Raw genomic sequence first — 14,357 nt, forward strand, 5'->3', positions numbered from 1 at the left:
GTTCCGACCCCTGCGCCCCGGGTTGCCGGGGCGGTAGCCTTAGCTACACCCGCTGGTTGCGCCGCAGGTGTTGCATTTCATGCAGGTGCCGTTGCGCACCAGCGTGTAGTTTCCGCATTCGCCGCAAGGATCGCCCTCATAGCCCTGCATCTTAGCCTTGGTCCGTGCGTCCATGCCGGTCGCGACCGCTGTTTCGGCTGCAGGCGCTTCAAAGGTGGGCGCCGGTTCGGCCATGCCGTTCACCTCGGCCTGGCCGCCATTGAAGACCACCAGATCTTGCGGCAGACGCTTGCGGAGATACCCGGTCGAGCTGATTTGTTTCAGCACTTCCAAAGACTTGGAGGCCGCGCTGTCACTGATTTCCGAGACATTGGACAAACCATCCTCTTCGCCCCGGCCCAGATCGTCGAAGGTTGCGCCTTCGGGCTTCACATGGGCCAGATCGGTGCGGTCCAGATAAGACACGGCCAGCTCGCGGAAGATGTAATCCAGGATCGACGTCGCGTTCTTGATCGAGTCGTTGCCCTGCACCATCCCGGCAGGTTCGAACTTGGTGAAGGTGAAGGCATCCACGAACTCTTCCAGCGGCACGCCATATTGCAGGCCAACCGACACCGCGATGGCAAAGTTGTTCATCATCGCCCGGAAGCCAGCGCCTTCCTTGTGCATATCGATGAAGATCTCGCCCAGCTTGCCGTCTTCGAACTCACCGGTGCGCAGATAGACCTTGTGGCCGCCTACGATCGCCTTTTGGGTATACCCCTTGCGGCGATGCGGCAGTTTTTCGCGATGGCTGCGGATGATTTCCTTGACTACAACCTTCTCGATCACCTTCTCGGCCAGAACGACGGCTTTTTCCTGTGCCGAACCGCTTTCCAGCACTTCTGCCGCTTCGTCATCATCCTCGACCAGTGCCGCCGCCAAAGGTTGCGACAGTTTCGAGCCATCACGATAGAGCGCGTTGGCTTTCACACCCAGCGACCAGCTGAGTTCATAAGCCTTCTGGCAATCTTCGATGGTCGCGTCATTCGGCATGTTGATCGTCTTCGAGATCGCGCCCGAGATGAAGCTCTGCGCCGCTGCCATCATGGTGATATGGCTATCAACCCCAAGGAAACGCTTGCCCTTCTTGCCGCATGGGTTGGCGCAGTCGAAGATCGAATAGTGCTCTTCCTTCAGGTGCGGCGCGCCTTCCAGCGTCATGGTTCCGCAGACATGATCGTTGGCCGCGTCGATATCCGCCTTGGTAAAGCCCAGATGGCGCAGCAGATCGAAGGTCGGATCATTCAACTTGGTCGCCGGGATGCCCAGAACGCCGGTGCAGAAATCCTCGCCCAGTGTCCACTGGTTGAAGACGAACCGGATATCAAAGGCGCTTTCCAGCGCGGCATCCACTTTGGCCAGTTCGTTCGGGCCAAAGCCATGACCGGTCAGCGAGGTGTGGTTGATCCCCGGCGCGTTGCCGATGGTGCCATGACCGACCGCGTAACCCACGATCTCTTCGATCTGAGCCGAAGAATAGCCCAACTTTTCCAGCGCCGACGGCACCGAACGGTTGATGATCTTGAAGTAACCGCCGCCGGCCAGCTTCTTGAACTTGACCAAAGCGAAGTCCGGCTCGATCCCGGTGGTGTCGCAATCCATCACCAGACCGATGGTGCCGGTCGGTGCGATCACGGTGGCCTGCGCGTTGCGATAGCCGTTTTTTTCACCGAGGCTCAGCGCCTCATCCCAGGCCGACATGGCCAGATCGACCAGACGCTTGTCCGGGCAGTTGCCGTGATCCAGAGGCACCGGCTTCACCGCCAGCTTCTCATAACCCTCGGTCACGCCCTGCGACGCACGGCGGTGGTTGCGGATGACGCGCAACATGTGATCGGCGTTGCGCTCATAGCCTTTGAACGGGCCAAGCTCACCAGCGATCTCGGCCGAGGTTGCATAGGCTACACCGGTCATGATTGCGGTCAGCGCGCCACAGATCGCCCGACCCTCATCCGAGTCGTAGCTGTAGCCCATGTTCATCAGCAGTCCGCCGATATTGGCATAACCCAGACCCAGCGTGCGGAAGTCATAGGACAGCTGCGCGATTTCCTTCGACGGGAACTGCGCCATTGTCACCGAGATTTCCAGCGTCAGGGTCCATAGACGCGAGGCGTGCATATAGTCCGCCGCCTGGAACTCACCATCCTTGAGAAAGGTCAGCAGGTTCATCGACGCCAGGTTACAGGCCGTATCGTCCAGGAACATATATTCCGAGCACGGGTTCGATCCGCGGATCTCACCGTCTTCGGGGCATGTGTGCCATTCGTTGACGGTGTCGTGGAACTGGATGCCCGGATCGGCACAGGCCCAAGCGGCGTGGCCGACCTTTTCCCACAGATCGCGCGCCTTGACGGTCTTGGCGACCTTGCCATCGGTGCGGTTGATCAGCTCCCAATCGGCGTCTTTTTCAACGGCGGTCAGGAACGCATTGGTCACGCGGATCGAGTTGTTCGAGTTCTGACCCGAAACCGAGCTATAGGCTTCCGAATCCCAGTCCGTGTCGTAGGTGGGGAATTCGATGCTGTCGTGGCCCTGCTTGGCGTAGTCCAGCACGCGCTTGATGTAAGTTTCGGGGATCGCGACCTTTTTGGCTTCGCGAACCGCCTTCTTCAGGCTTTCATTCGTGTTGGGATCATACGCATCGTCCTGCGCGCCGTCCCAGCTGCGGATGGCCTCGAAAATGCCGTTCAGCATCTTCTCGTGCATCTTCGATCCGGCAACGATCGAGGCCACCTTCTGCTCTTCGATCACCTTCCATTCGATGAATTGCTCGATATCGGGGTGATCTGCATCGACGATTACCATCTTTGCTGCTCGACGGGTTGTTCCGCCTGATTTGATCGCGCCAGCGGCGCGGTCGCCGATCTTGAGAAAGCCCATGAGGCCCGAGGACTTGCCGCCACCCGACAGCGCTTCGCCTTCTGCACGCAGATGGCTGAAGTTGGTCCCGGTGCCCGAGCCGTATTTGAACAGGCGCGCCTCGCGCACCCACAGATCCATGATGCCGCCTTCGTTCACCAGATCATCATCGACGGACTGGATGAAACACGCGTGCGGCTGCGGATGTTCGTAAGCGGATTTCGATTTGGTCAGCTTGCCGGTTTTATAGTCGACATAGTGGTGCCCCTGCGCGGGTCCGTCGATACCGTAAGCCCAGTGCAAACCAGTGTTGAACCACTGCGGCGAGTTCGGCGCGGCGCGCTGGGTCGCCAGCATATAGCGCATCTCATCGAAATAGGCGCGCGCGTCTTCTTCGGTCGAGAAATAGCCGCCTTTCCAGCCCCAGTACGCCCAGGCACCGGCCAGACGGTCGAACACTTGTTTGGAAGAGGTTTCACCACCAAATTCAGCGCCTTCAGCCGGAACCGAGCGCCACAGGAATTCGGGAACGTCCTTTTCCTTGACCTTTTTCAGGGCCGAAGGGACACCGGCCTTGCGGAAGTATTTCTGTGCGATGACGTCACTGGCCACCTGGCTCCACTTGGTGGGAACTTCGATTTCGTCGAGGCGAAAAACGATGGTGCCGTCCGGGTTCCGAATCTCGGAGGTCGCAGAGACAAAGTCCAGATCTGCGTATGCGTCCTGCCCCGATTTGGTGAATTTTCTGTCAATCTTCATGTCCGCAGCCCTAGATTCAAACAACTTGTCCGTTGGCATCAGGGGCATTTCAGCATTCCGTCAGCCGTGCCAGAAATTTGGACGCAAATGACCGGGCGCTGCTTCTTACAGCGCGAAACCGTCTATACGGTTGCACGTTAAATAGATGTGCTTTCCGACCCTCGCCCCATGCCCCACTCTGGTCATTCTACCAGATTTAGTGGCACTCCTTTCGGCCCATACAACTTGGCGTATTCAGCCATAGATCGTCAATGTCATTTTTCAGTCATTTTCAAAATCTTTTTTGTTGACCCAAAAGTTTCGAGGCGCCGTTTATTGACGGATTGCGATTCCTCCACAGGTTCATCCACCGACCGTTGCACCCGCCCCGAAAAGCGCTCAGGGGAATTAACTGTGTTTCTCGGCACAGTTACCGGCATTTGGTAAACTGGCACTAAGCTGGATAGGCTGAACAAGAATCAAAACGCCGCCCGGCGATGGGGTGGATAAAATTCGCTACATGTAAAACGACTTACCAGGGGGTCAGGTCAGATGTTGGTGTTTCGCTTACTTCCAGTACTGGTGCTGATCGTGGCCTGCACACCACAAGATGTGCCCCCGCCCACGCGCAGTGCGCAGTTCGAGACCTACCCAAAACGGCTTTTCGATACGTTTGAAACCCAATGCGCAGGCCCCGGTGAGCAGTTCGAAAAAACCGGGAATCGGGTTTTTGAATGCGCCGAGTTGCTGCCGCCGGACACCACCGCCTATCTGATTCTCAACTATGATGGGTATCCGCAGGATTTGCCGAAAAGCGTCATGCGCATGACATCGACCAAAAACACGTCGGGTTACCGCGTCGATGCCGAGCTGTTCTTTAACGTGCCACAGAAAAAGGGGCCCGCAGTCAACGTTCCGGTGGAAAGCAAAGCCCTGGATCAGGCGCTTGGCGCGCTGTTCCGGACGATGGGTGGTTCACCGATTTAAAGGAAAGAAGTGGTCGGGGCGGCAGGATTCGAACCTACGACCCCCTGTACCCAAAACAGGTGCGCTACCAGACTGCGCCACGCCCCGGACCGTGCGCCTTCCTAACGATGCCCATCTGATTTGAAAAGCCCTAACAGGGCCAAATTGCAGGGCCTTGCGAAAAAACTTCGTGCTGCATCTGGGTTCCCGGAGTGATCAGGTAACGGTCCGCCAGCCCGGCATTGATTTCCAGAACCGCAAACACCGAATCGCCACCATAGATCTGGCTCTCGTCGCCGGGTATCGCGTTTTCATGCACGCGGGTCACCATGCCGGTGCGGTCCAGAAAAATGATGTCCAAGGGAATCAGAGTGTTCTTCATCCAGAACGCCACCCGCTGCGGCGGGTCGAACACGAACAGCATCCCGGACCGCTTCGGCAACGACTCGCGGAACATCAGACCGCGCGCCCTGTCCTGCGGACTTATCGCCAGTTCAACATTGAAGGTAATCTGGGTCTTATCATTGCGCAGACCGACACGGTCTTCGCGACATGCCGCCAGAACCTCTCCGGCCCACAGCATTGTAATACTTGCAAGAACCGCGAGAAGCCTGGTCATGAATAATCAGTCGTCCAATGCGGATTCCCAGGCCAGCACCTGAGCCGCCATACGCCCGCGTTTGCCGTCGATGACGCGCATCGCAAGCGCCTCGCCCGGTTGCAGATCGGCAAGACCGGACCGGCGCAGCACTTCTATATGCAGGAACACGTCCTCGCCCCGGCCAAAGACATTGGCGAAGCCAAAGCCCTTGCCCTTGTCGAACCACTTCACCCGCGCAGCTTCGAGCGGCGCTTCCGCGATCACCACAGGATCAAGCTCGGCAAAATCCGCCAGCATCATCGAGTCGGTCCGCGCGGGCGGATCGACACTGATGACCTCGACCGCCTGAACACCGCGGTCGGTGCGATGCGTCATGATCTCGATTCCGGCACCATCGGCGACAGAGCTTTGACCGAAATTGCGCAACACGTTCACATGCAACAGAATATCCGGACCGCCTTCGTCAGACACAACGAAACCGTACCCCTTGGCGGGGTCGAACCATTTCACGTGTCCACGTACGCGGTACATGTTGTTCAGATCGTCTGGCACGGTTTTCCTATCGCGAATTTTAACAGTTCGTTAAGGGTCCGATGTGTATGGGAATGGCGCGCAAATTCAAGCCGAAAAAATCCTTTATTTCCTGCGCGTTGCATTTCACGATACGCGAACGTCATGGATTCAACCTCTGCACTTCCCATGCCGAGCCCACCTGATCCCGGCGCCATTGGAACCTGTCATGCAACCGGAAAGCTCCATCGGCCCAAAACTCGATCTCGGTCGGCACCAGCCTATATCCGCCCCAAAATGGCGGCCGCGGAGGGTTCGGCCCCAGTTTCGCGGTCACCTTTGCAACCTCTGCCATAAGGGCAGACCGGCTGCCGAGAGGCTGAGACTGCTTCGAAGCCCAGGCCCCGAGGCGACTCTTCAATGAGCGGGACGCATAATATTCATCGGCTTGCGGCCCGTTTTCCCGGGTGATTGTACCACGAACCCTGATTTGGCGCCGCAAAGATTTCCAGTGCATGACAAACGCCGCCTTGCCCGCCGTTTCAAGCTCGGTCGCTTTGGTGCTTTCGTAATTGGTGTAAAACACGAAGGCATCGGATTCGATCTCTTTCAACAGCACCATGCGCACATTCGGCATCCCGTCCGGGTCCACGGTCGCCAACGCTATGGCGTTGGGATCATTCAATTCGCTGTCTTTGGCCTCTGCAAGCCACCGATCCGAAATTTCAAACGGATCAGCGCCGGCAAAAATGCCACCACGCTCGGTCATTTCCATCCCCCGGAAACTTTTGTTAACTACCCTAGGGCGAGAACCCGCTGTGGGCAAGAGTTCGTGGCCTTGAAGCAGCGCAACCAATGGCATAAACCAACCCAACATAAAGCGAAGACAGGCGGAGAACCGAACATGTCAAATCAGTTGATGGCCGGAAAACGCGGCCTCATCATGGGGCTGGCCAATGATAAATCGATCGCATGGGGAATTGCCCGCGCTTTATCCGAAGCCGGAGCCGAACTTGCCTTTTCCTATCAGGGCGATGCGCTGAAGAAACGGGTGGACCCGCTGGCAGCGCAACTGGGCAGCGAAATCGTCCTGCCTTGCGATGTAAGCGACGAGGCATCGATCGATGCGCTGTTCTCTTCACTGGAAGAGAAATGGGGCAAGCTGGACTTTATCGTTCACGCGATCGGTTTCTCGGACAAGAACGAACTGCGCGGTCGTTACGTCGATACCAGCCGCGCGAATTTCAAGCTGACCATGGATGTGTCGGTCTATTCCTTCACCGCCGTGATGCAGCGCGCGGAAAAGATGATGTCCGAAGGCAGCAGCGCCGTTACCCTGACCTATTACGGTGCCGAGCAAGTGATGCCGCACTATAACGTGATGGGCGTTGCCAAAGCCGCGCTGGAAGCGTCGGTCAAATACCTGGCCGAGGATCTGGGCAAGGATGGTATCCGCGTCAACTCGATCTCGGCGGGTCCGATCAAGACGCTGGCCGCCAGCGGCATTGGCGACTTCCGCTATATCATGAAGTGGAACGAGTATAACTCACCCCTGCGCCGCAATGTGACCATTGATGATGTGGGCAAGTCGGCACTGTATCTGCTGTCCGATCTCAGCAGCGGTGTCACCGGTGAGAATCTGCACGTGGATTCGGGCTATCACATCGTCGGCATGAAGGCCGTCGACGCCCCGGACGTTGAAAAAGGTTAAGAACAATGAGCGCCAAAGACCGCCTGCCCCACGAAAAAGGCTTTCACATCAGCTGGGACCAGATTCACCGCGACTCGCGCGCTTTGGCGTGGCGGCTGGACGGTCAGGGCCCGGATGACGGCGCGTGGCGCGCCGTTGTTGCCATCACCCGCGGCGGCATGGCGCCTGCGATGATCGTCAGCCGCGAGCTGGACATTCGTACCGTCGATACGATCAGCGTGCGGTCCTACCACCATCAGGCGCAGGGCGAGGCCGAGGTGCTGAAAGCCCCCGACGTTGATCTGATGGGCGATGGTGAAGGCGTTCTGATCATCGACGATCTGGTCGACAGCGGCAAAACGCTGGAACTGGTGCGCGCGATGTACCCCAAAGCGCATTTTGCCACTGTATACGCCAAGCCCAAAGGCCGCCCGATGGTGGACACGTTCATCACCGAGGTCAGCCAGGACACGTGGATCTTCTTCCCGTGGGATATGGCCCTGCAATATGTCGAGCCCTATCGCGGTACCGACTGATCCTCTGCTGAACATCCAGGACCACGCATGACCCGGACACGCACCGCCGCCACTTTCGCCCCTCCGGTGATGGAGGCGCGGCGCTGGCTGGAGGGCGTGGTCTTTTCCGAGGACCGGCCTCTGATCAATGTCAGCCAGGCCGCACCGGTCGAGCCGCCGCCTTTGGCGTTGCGTCAGGCCATGGCCGAGTTTGCCGTGACCGAGGACCGTGCTCATCTTTACGGGCCAGTTCTGGGCAATCCCGAACTGCGCGCGGAACTGGCATCCCAGATCAGCCAGCATTACGCCGCCGAGGTCGCGTCGGATCAGGTCGCAATCACCTCGGGTTGCAATCAAGCTTTTGCGGCGGCGATCTCGGCAATCACGGACGAAGGGGACGAGGTCATCCTGCCGACCCCTTGGTATTTCAACCATAAAATGTGGCTGGATATGGCGGGCGTGCGCGCCATCGACCTGAAAACCGGTGATAACCTGCTGCCCGATCCCGATGCGGTCCGCGCTTTGATCACCGACAAGACCCGCGCCATCGCCTTGGTGACTCCGAACAATCCGGGCGGGGTGGAGTACCCCTCGGATCTGGTGCGCGCCTTCTACGATCTGGCGTGCGACGCGGGCATTCGGCTGTTGGTGGATGAGACCTATCGCGACTTCGACAGCCGCAGCGGCCCGCCGCATGACCTGTTCAGCCAACCGGGCTGGCAGGATACGCTGGTCCACCTCTATTCCTTTTCCAAAGCTTATCGCCTGACCGGCCACCGCGTCGGCGCAATCGCAACCGGTGCAGACCTTCTGGCCGAGATCGAAAAGTTTCTGGACACGGTGGCAATCTGCCCCAGCCAGATCGGCCAGTTTTCAGCGCTGTGGGGGATGAAAAATCTGTCGCAATGGGTGGCCGGAGAGCGCGCTGAAATCCTCGACCGCCGTGCCGCTATTCAGGAACAGTTGCCCCGTCTGGCCGACAAGGGCTGGCGCCTGTTGGGGCTGGGTGCCTATTTTGCCTATTTCGAGCATCCGTTCGACATCCCTTCGGACGAGCTGGCGCGTCGTCTGGTGCCCGAGGCCGGTATACTCTTGCTGCCCGGTACGATGTTCCTTCCCGATAGTGACCCGGCTGGAAAACGTCAGGTTCGCATTGCGTTTGCCAATCTCGACCGCGCCGGAATCGCACAATTGTTCGACCGGCTACAGGCCCTGTCCTTCTGAGCTTGCCCCCCGGCGGCGTGCATCGTATTCAGGGCCGCAACCGACAGGGCAGTAACTTGCCGCATTAATAAGAGGGCACCATGGCCGCAGGCGTTAAAAACCTATCGAAGACCTTTGTCTGGATTATCATGGGCCTGTTGATGCTGGGCCTTGCAGGCTTTGGCGCAACCAGCCTGACCGGCACTGTGCGCACCGTTGCCCAGGTCGGCAACGAAGAGGTCTCGATCAACGAATATGTCCGTGAGCTGCAGCGCGAAATCCGCGCGGTCGAAAGTCAGACCGGCCAGCCCCTGCAAATGTCGCAGGCGCAGGAGTTCGGGCTGGACCGATTGGCCTTGTCGCGCCTGACCGCTCTGGCCGCGCTGGACAACGAAGTTGGTGAGCTGGGCATTTCGATCGGAGACGAGAACCTGCAAAAGGAAATCGTCGCCATTCAGGCGTTTCAAGGTGTGGATGGTTCGTTTGACCGTGACGCCTATCAGTTTCAACTGGAACAGGTCGGAATGACGGATACCGAGTTCGAATCGGACCTGCGCAAGGAATCCTCGCGCACCATCGTGCAGAACGCGGTGGTCAGCGGCGTTGAAATGCCCTCGGTCCTGACGCAAGTGCTGACCGATTACGTCGGTGCCCGCCGCAGCTTTACCGTGGCCACGGTCGGGCCGGATGCGCTGACCACCCCTGTCGCCGCACCGACCGATGAACAGGTTCAGACCTATTATGATGAGAACACGGATCAGTTCACCCTGCCCCGCACCAAGCAACTGACCTATGCGATTCTGTCGCCGGAAATGCTGCTGGACAGTGTCGAGGTAGACGAGGATTCAGTGCGTCGCCTCTATGATCAGCGCGCATCCGAATTCCACCAGCCCGAGCGCCGTCTGGTCGAACGTCTGACCTATCCCAGCGAGGAGGCCGCGCAAACTGCGATGGCCCAGCTTGAGGTCGGCGGCACCACGTTTGAACAGCTGGTGCGTGACCGCCAGCTGGAACTTAGCGATATCGACCTTGGTGACGTGACCCGCGAAGACCTTGGCGAAGCGGCCGATGCCATCTTTGCCGCCGATCTGGACACCGTGGTTGGGCCGCTGCCGTCGACCTTTGGCCCTGCCCTGTTCCGCATCAATGGCTCGCTGGCCGAGAACACGACCTCGTTCGAAGACGCCGCACCTGCCCTGCGCGAGGAACTGGCCACCGACCGTGCCCGCCGTCAGATCGAGGCACAGGCTGAAGACATCAATGACATGCTGGCCGGTGGCGCCACTCTGGAAGAGCTGACCTCTGAGACCGAGATGGAACTGGGGCAGATCGACTGGACCCGCCAGAGCGACGATGGTGTTGCCGCCTATGACGGGTTCCGCACCGTCGCCGAGGCTGTGAACGAAGGAGATTTCCCCGAGGTTGCGTTCCTTGAGGACGGCTCGATCTTTGCCCTGCGCCTGAACCAGGTTCTGCCCCAACGCCCCGAACCGCTGGAGACAGCGCGTGAGCGCGTGGTGGCTGCGTGGACGCAGGCCGAGACGAGCAAAGCACTGGAAGAGCAGGCCAACGCGGTTCTGGAGCAGTTGAACGCAGATGGCGACTTTACCTCCACCGGCCTGCCCTTCCGCGTGGAAAACGCCCTGACCCGCACCGCGTTCCTGGACGATGTGCCTGCGGATTTCATGGTGCAGGTTTTCGAAATGGAACCCGGCGAGCTGCGCACCGTTCCTGGTGACGGTTCCGCGTTCATCATCCGTCTGGAAGAGCTGCTGGCGCCTGCCGAAACCGACGAACTGCGTCAGGCTCAGGCCGCGCTTGAGGCTCAGCTGAACCAGGCGTTGGCGCAGAACATATTTGACGCCTATGTTCGCGACGCGCAGGCCCGCGCCCGTCCGGTGATTGATCAGCGCGCGCTGAACGCCGTGCAGTCAAGCTATTAAAAGAGACCGAATATGGCCCTGACCCCCGAGTTTGACAGCTTCGCCCGCGCTTATGAGGCTGGTGAAAATCAGGTTGTCTATACCCGTCTGGCGGCGGATCTGGACACGCCCGTGTCCCTGATGCTCAAGCTGACGGGCGCGCAGAAAGACGCGTTCATGCTGGAATCGGTGACCGGAGGAGAGATTCGCGGGCGGTATTCGATCATTGGCATGAAGCCGGACCTGATCTGGCGCTGTCGCGGGGAAGCCTCCGAACTGAACCGCTCGGCTCGCTTCGATGCCGAGGCGTTCGATCCGCAGGACGGTAACCCGATGGACAACCTGCGCGCGTTGCTGGCCGAAAGCCGCATCGCACTGCCCGACGACCTGCCACAGGCTGCAGCGGGACTGTTTGGTTATCTGGGTTATGACATGGTACGGCTGGTGGAATACCTGCCGGACGTGAACCCCGACCCGCTGGGCCTGCCCGACGCGATCATGCTGCGCCCTTCGGTGATCGCTGTTCTGGATGGTGTCAAAGGCGAAGTCACCGTTGTCTCGCCCGCCTGGGTGGCCGAGGGACAATCGGCCAAGGCCGCCTATGCGCAGGCCGCCGAGCGTGTGATGGACGCGGTGCGCGATCTGGAACGCGCCATGCCTGCCGAAACCCGCGATCTGGGGGATGCGTCCGAGGTCGCGCCGCCGGTGTCGAACTTTACCAAGTCCGGCTATATGGAAGCGGTTGAAAAGGCCAAGGAATACATCCGTGCGGGCGACATCTTTCAGGTCGTCCCGGCGCAGCGCTGGACGCAGGAATTCCCGCAGCCACCGTTTGCCCTGTATCGCTCGTTGCGCCGAACCAACCCGTCGCCCTTCATGTTCTATTTCAACTTCGGCGGCTTTCAGGTCGTTGGTGCCAGCCCCGAGATTCTGGTGCGCGTCTTCGGAGATGAGGTCACGATCCGTCCCATCGCCGGCACCCGCCCCCGTGGTGCAACGCCCGAAGAGGACAAGGCCAACGAGGCCGATCTGCTGGCCGACAAGAAAGAGCTGGCCGAGCACCTGATGCTGCTGGATCTGGGCCGCAACGACACCGGTCGCGTGTCCAAGATCGGAACCGTGCGTCCCACCGAAGAGTTCATCATCGAACGCTACAGCCACGTGATGCACATCGTCTCGAACGTGGTCGGAAAGCTGGCCGAAGACAAAGACGCACTGGATGCGTTCTTTGCCGGGATGCCTGCGGGCACCGTCTCGGGCGCGCCGAAAGTCCGCGCGATGGAGATCATTGACGAGCTGGAGCCGGAAAAACGCGGCGTCTATGGCGGCGGTGTTGGCTATTTCAGCGCCGGTGGCGATATGGATATGTGTATCGCCCTGCGGACGGCCATCGTGAAGGATCACAAACTCTATATTCAGGCTGGCGGCGGTGTCGTTTACGACAGCGACCCCGAGTACGAATATATGGAGACCGTTCACAAATCGAACGCCATCCGGCGGGCTGCTGCGGATGCTGCACGATTCACGGGGTCGGGCAACTCATAGAAAAATGGCTGGCCTTTGAGGCCAACCGTTTCTTTTCTTCAGGCTTTACTGAACTTCTTTCATCATCACCGCGGAAATCGGGGCCATTGCGACGCGGTTACCTCGATCCTCAAGACCCCACAGCAGCAGGGCCGAGATCGTGTCGGGACGCAGGCGGCCCAGCATCACGACGGTACCTTCCTGCCCGGCGCGGAACGCGGCCTGATCCAGGAAACGGCGCATGATCTTGGGGTCCTGGCGCGCGCCATCGATATCCCTGAAGATCACGCCCGAGGGCACGCCGTTGCGCGCGGCCAGCTTTTGCACGGTGTTCAACCCGTTATCCTGCGTAATCAGACCCCGGCCCGTACCGGCGGCAATCGCGGCGACCTGATCGGCCAGTTTGCGGTTGCCCTGAATTCCTGAATCCACGCCCTCAAGGATACCCACCGTTTCCGGCAGCGTATCAAGCCATACCGCCAAAGAAACCTCGGCATCCTGCGCGCTGGCGGCCTCGGGCAGATCGGCCAGTGCCAGAACTTCGAAACCGGCCTCGCGGTGCCGGTTCATCTTTTCGGCGGCTTCCGGATCAGAGGGGCTGACCGCAAAGGTCAGCGGGTATGGGAAGTCCTGCAAAGCTTCGGCGCCGTATGCGCCCTCATCATCGATCAGGATGATGGACATCAGCGGCTTGGCCTCGGGGTTTTCGAAATCGGCCGCGTAGGCCTCGATCGGCTTGCCCGGAACAACCAGTTCGGTGCCGGTTTCAGTGATCTGGATCACATCATCACGTTCGGTCAGAGGTACAACGCGCGTCCCGACATTCGGAACTGAGGCAGCGTCTCCTTCTCCTCCGATCTGGGGAACGGATGCAATCCGGGGCAGATCGCGCGGTGCTGCATCTTCGTCGCCTTCGACGGCAATCGGGCTGTTCTCAAAGGGGTTTGTTTCCCCCTCAGGCACAGCTGTATCGGCCACCTCTGGCTCAGGTGCCACCTTAGCCGCGACAGATTCAGTTTCCGGTGCAACCTCGGGTTCAGGTTGAGGTTCGACTTCGGCAATCTCGGGTTCCGGCTGGGGTTCGGCCTCGACACCTTCAGGTTCGGCCTGAGGCGTGGCCTCGGCAACGTCGGGCTGCACCTCGGCTTCGGCGACCGGCTCGGGCTGGGCTTCGGGCGCGTCCACCGACACCTCGGGCAAGGCCTCGGCATTGGGCGATCCCTGCACTACAGGTGGGGCCTGCGGCGCAACCGGCGCCTCAGTCGAGACGCTGACCGGTGCCGAAGGTGCTGCGACGGGTTCATCAACTTGAGCCGCAGGCTCTATCACCTGGGGCTGGGCCTCGGGCTCGACCTCGACATCCGACAGTTCGGCCAACGTGTCGGTCTGGTCAAAAGTGGATTCGGGTTCGGCCGGTGGCAGGTCCAACAAATCGGCGTCGCCAACAGTGTCCGTTGCCTCTGCGGTGGTTTCGGGAACCTCGGCCACCTCGGGTTCCGGAGCAGACACTGCCACTTCCGGTTTTTTCGCCAGTGGCGTGTTCAGAGACAGCACTGCCCCCAACACAAGAACAACGACCGTTCCCACGATCATCCCGCTGACAAATCCGCCCATAACAATTGCCTCTCGTTCTGGTCCTGCTTCGATCGCATGTTCGCCGTCTGTTGCGGCATTTACTTGCCACGGCATCAGGAACCGGATGTCCCCTTGACGCTGCCGCGCAAGCCTGAGCATGTATGTCCCGACATTATACCGTGGCCCGGGGCTGTATCGCCAGCCCGAAATGC

General features: G+C 59.7%; 11 protein-coding genes and 1 tRNA gene. 6 read left to right on the top strand and 6 right to left on the bottom strand.

The annotated features are described in order from the left end of the window. Window positions 1-39: 39 nt before the first annotated feature. Window positions 40-3,660 carry a vitamin B12-dependent ribonucleotide reductase gene (locus ACR0NT_RS05070; RefSeq protein ID WP_170671637.1) on the bottom strand — a complete coding sequence of 1,207 codons (3,621 nt, stop codon included), beginning with the start codon at window positions 3,658-3,660 and terminating at the stop codon, window positions 40-42. A gap of 531 nt (window positions 3,661-4,191) precedes the next feature. Between ACR0NT_RS05070 and ACR0NT_RS05075 the strand changes: the two genes are divergently transcribed. Further along, window positions 4,192-4,626, top strand: a complete 435-nt coding sequence (locus ACR0NT_RS05075) for a hypothetical protein (protein ID WP_170443825.1) — start codon at window positions 4,192-4,194, stop codon at window positions 4,624-4,626. Between the two features lie 10 nt (window positions 4,627-4,636). On the opposite strand, the gene ACR0NT_RS05080 is transcribed toward ACR0NT_RS05075, so the two are convergent. The 4 genes from ACR0NT_RS05080 to pdxH form a co-directional block, all read right to left on the bottom strand. Then, window positions 4,637-4,713, bottom strand: a tRNA-Pro gene (locus ACR0NT_RS05080). Between the two features lie 43 nt (window positions 4,714-4,756). Next, entirely contained in the window at window positions 4,757-5,224 is a 468-nt protein-coding gene (locus tag ACR0NT_RS05085) for a DUF192 domain-containing protein (RefSeq protein WP_170671639.1), read from the bottom strand. A 6-nt stretch (window positions 5,225-5,230) separates the two neighbouring features. Continuing rightward, complete coding sequence (locus ACR0NT_RS05090) at window positions 5,231-5,737, bottom strand: cold-shock protein (RefSeq protein ID WP_480442830.1); 507 nt, start codon at window positions 5,735-5,737, stop codon at window positions 5,231-5,233. Window positions 5,738-5,879: 142 nt separating this feature from the next. Beyond that, the gene (pdxH, locus tag ACR0NT_RS05095) at window positions 5,880-6,485 is read right to left on the bottom strand and encodes a pyridoxamine 5'-phosphate oxidase (RefSeq protein WP_170672435.1); all 606 of its coding nucleotides are present in this window, start codon (window positions 6,483-6,485) and stop codon (window positions 5,880-5,882) included. Window positions 6,486-6,620: 135 nt separating this feature from the next. Here pdxH and fabI point away from each other — a divergent pair, with 135 nt between their 5' ends. The 5 genes from fabI (at window position 6,621) to trpE (ending at window position 12,591) form a co-directional block, all read left to right on the top strand. Beyond that, window positions 6,621-7,427 (top strand): enoyl-ACP reductase FabI, encoded by an 807-nt coding sequence (gene fabI, locus ACR0NT_RS05100; RefSeq protein WP_170325040.1) that lies wholly within the window; start codon window positions 6,621-6,623, stop codon window positions 7,425-7,427. A gap of 5 nt (window positions 7,428-7,432) precedes the next feature. Then, window positions 7,433-7,942, top strand: a complete 510-nt coding sequence (gene gpt, locus ACR0NT_RS05105) for a xanthine phosphoribosyltransferase (protein WP_170443816.1) — start codon at window positions 7,433-7,435, stop codon at window positions 7,940-7,942. Between the two features lie 27 nt (window positions 7,943-7,969). Next, window positions 7,970-9,145 carry an aminotransferase gene (locus ACR0NT_RS05110; protein ID WP_170443814.1) on the top strand — a complete coding sequence of 392 codons (1,176 nt, stop codon included), beginning with the start codon at window positions 7,970-7,972 and terminating at the stop codon, window positions 9,143-9,145. An 80-nt stretch (window positions 9,146-9,225) separates the two neighbouring features. Beyond that, the gene (locus ACR0NT_RS05115) at window positions 9,226-11,067 is read left to right on the top strand and encodes a peptidylprolyl isomerase (protein WP_170671641.1); all 1,842 of its coding nucleotides are present in this window, start codon (window positions 9,226-9,228) and stop codon (window positions 11,065-11,067) included. Between the two features lie 12 nt (window positions 11,068-11,079). Then, on the top strand, window positions 11,080-12,591 hold the full coding sequence (gene trpE, locus ACR0NT_RS05120; RefSeq protein WP_170443810.1) for an anthranilate synthase component I: 1,512 nt from the start codon (window positions 11,080-11,082) through the stop codon (window positions 12,589-12,591). A gap of 45 nt (window positions 12,592-12,636) precedes the next feature. On the opposite strand, the gene ACR0NT_RS05125 is transcribed toward trpE, so the two are convergent. Further along, entirely contained in the window at window positions 12,637-14,259 is a 1,623-nt protein-coding gene (locus tag ACR0NT_RS05125) for a divergent polysaccharide deacetylase family protein (protein WP_480442686.1), read from the bottom strand. Window positions 14,260-14,357: the final 98 nt, after the last annotated feature.

This window comes from Ruegeria sp. AB10, assembly GCF_056542745.1.

Coding starts and splice junctions, on each gene's coding strand:
- ACR0NT_RS05085 (WP_170671639.1), bottom strand. CDS start 5,224: ATGACCAGGCTTCTCGCGGTTCTTGCAAGTATTACAATGCTGTGGGCC.
- ACR0NT_RS05125 (WP_480442686.1), bottom strand. CDS start 14,259: ATGCCGTGGCAAGTAAATGCCGCAACAGACGGCGAACATGCGATCGAA.
- ACR0NT_RS05070 (WP_170671637.1), bottom strand. CDS start 3,660: ATGAAGATTGACAGAAAATTCACCAAATCGGGGCAGGACGCATACGCA.
- ACR0NT_RS05110 (WP_170443814.1), top strand. CDS start 7,970: ATGACCCGGACACGCACCGCCGCCACTTTCGCCCCTCCGGTGATGGAG.
- ACR0NT_RS05090 (WP_480442830.1), bottom strand. CDS start 5,737: ATGTACCGCGTACGTGGACACGTGAAATGGTTCGACCCCGCCAAGGGG.
- ACR0NT_RS05075 (WP_170443825.1), top strand. CDS start 4,192: ATGTTGGTGTTTCGCTTACTTCCAGTACTGGTGCTGATCGTGGCCTGC.
- pdxH (WP_170672435.1), bottom strand. CDS start 6,485: ATGACCGAGCGTGGTGGCATTTTTGCCGGCGCTGATCCGTTTGAAATT.
- gpt (WP_170443816.1), top strand. CDS start 7,433: ATGAGCGCCAAAGACCGCCTGCCCCACGAAAAAGGCTTTCACATCAGC.
- ACR0NT_RS05115 (WP_170671641.1), top strand. CDS start 9,226: ATGGCCGCAGGCGTTAAAAACCTATCGAAGACCTTTGTCTGGATTATC.
- trpE (WP_170443810.1), top strand. CDS start 11,080: ATGGCCCTGACCCCCGAGTTTGACAGCTTCGCCCGCGCTTATGAGGCT.
- fabI (WP_170325040.1), top strand. CDS start 6,621: ATGTCAAATCAGTTGATGGCCGGAAAACGCGGCCTCATCATGGGGCTG.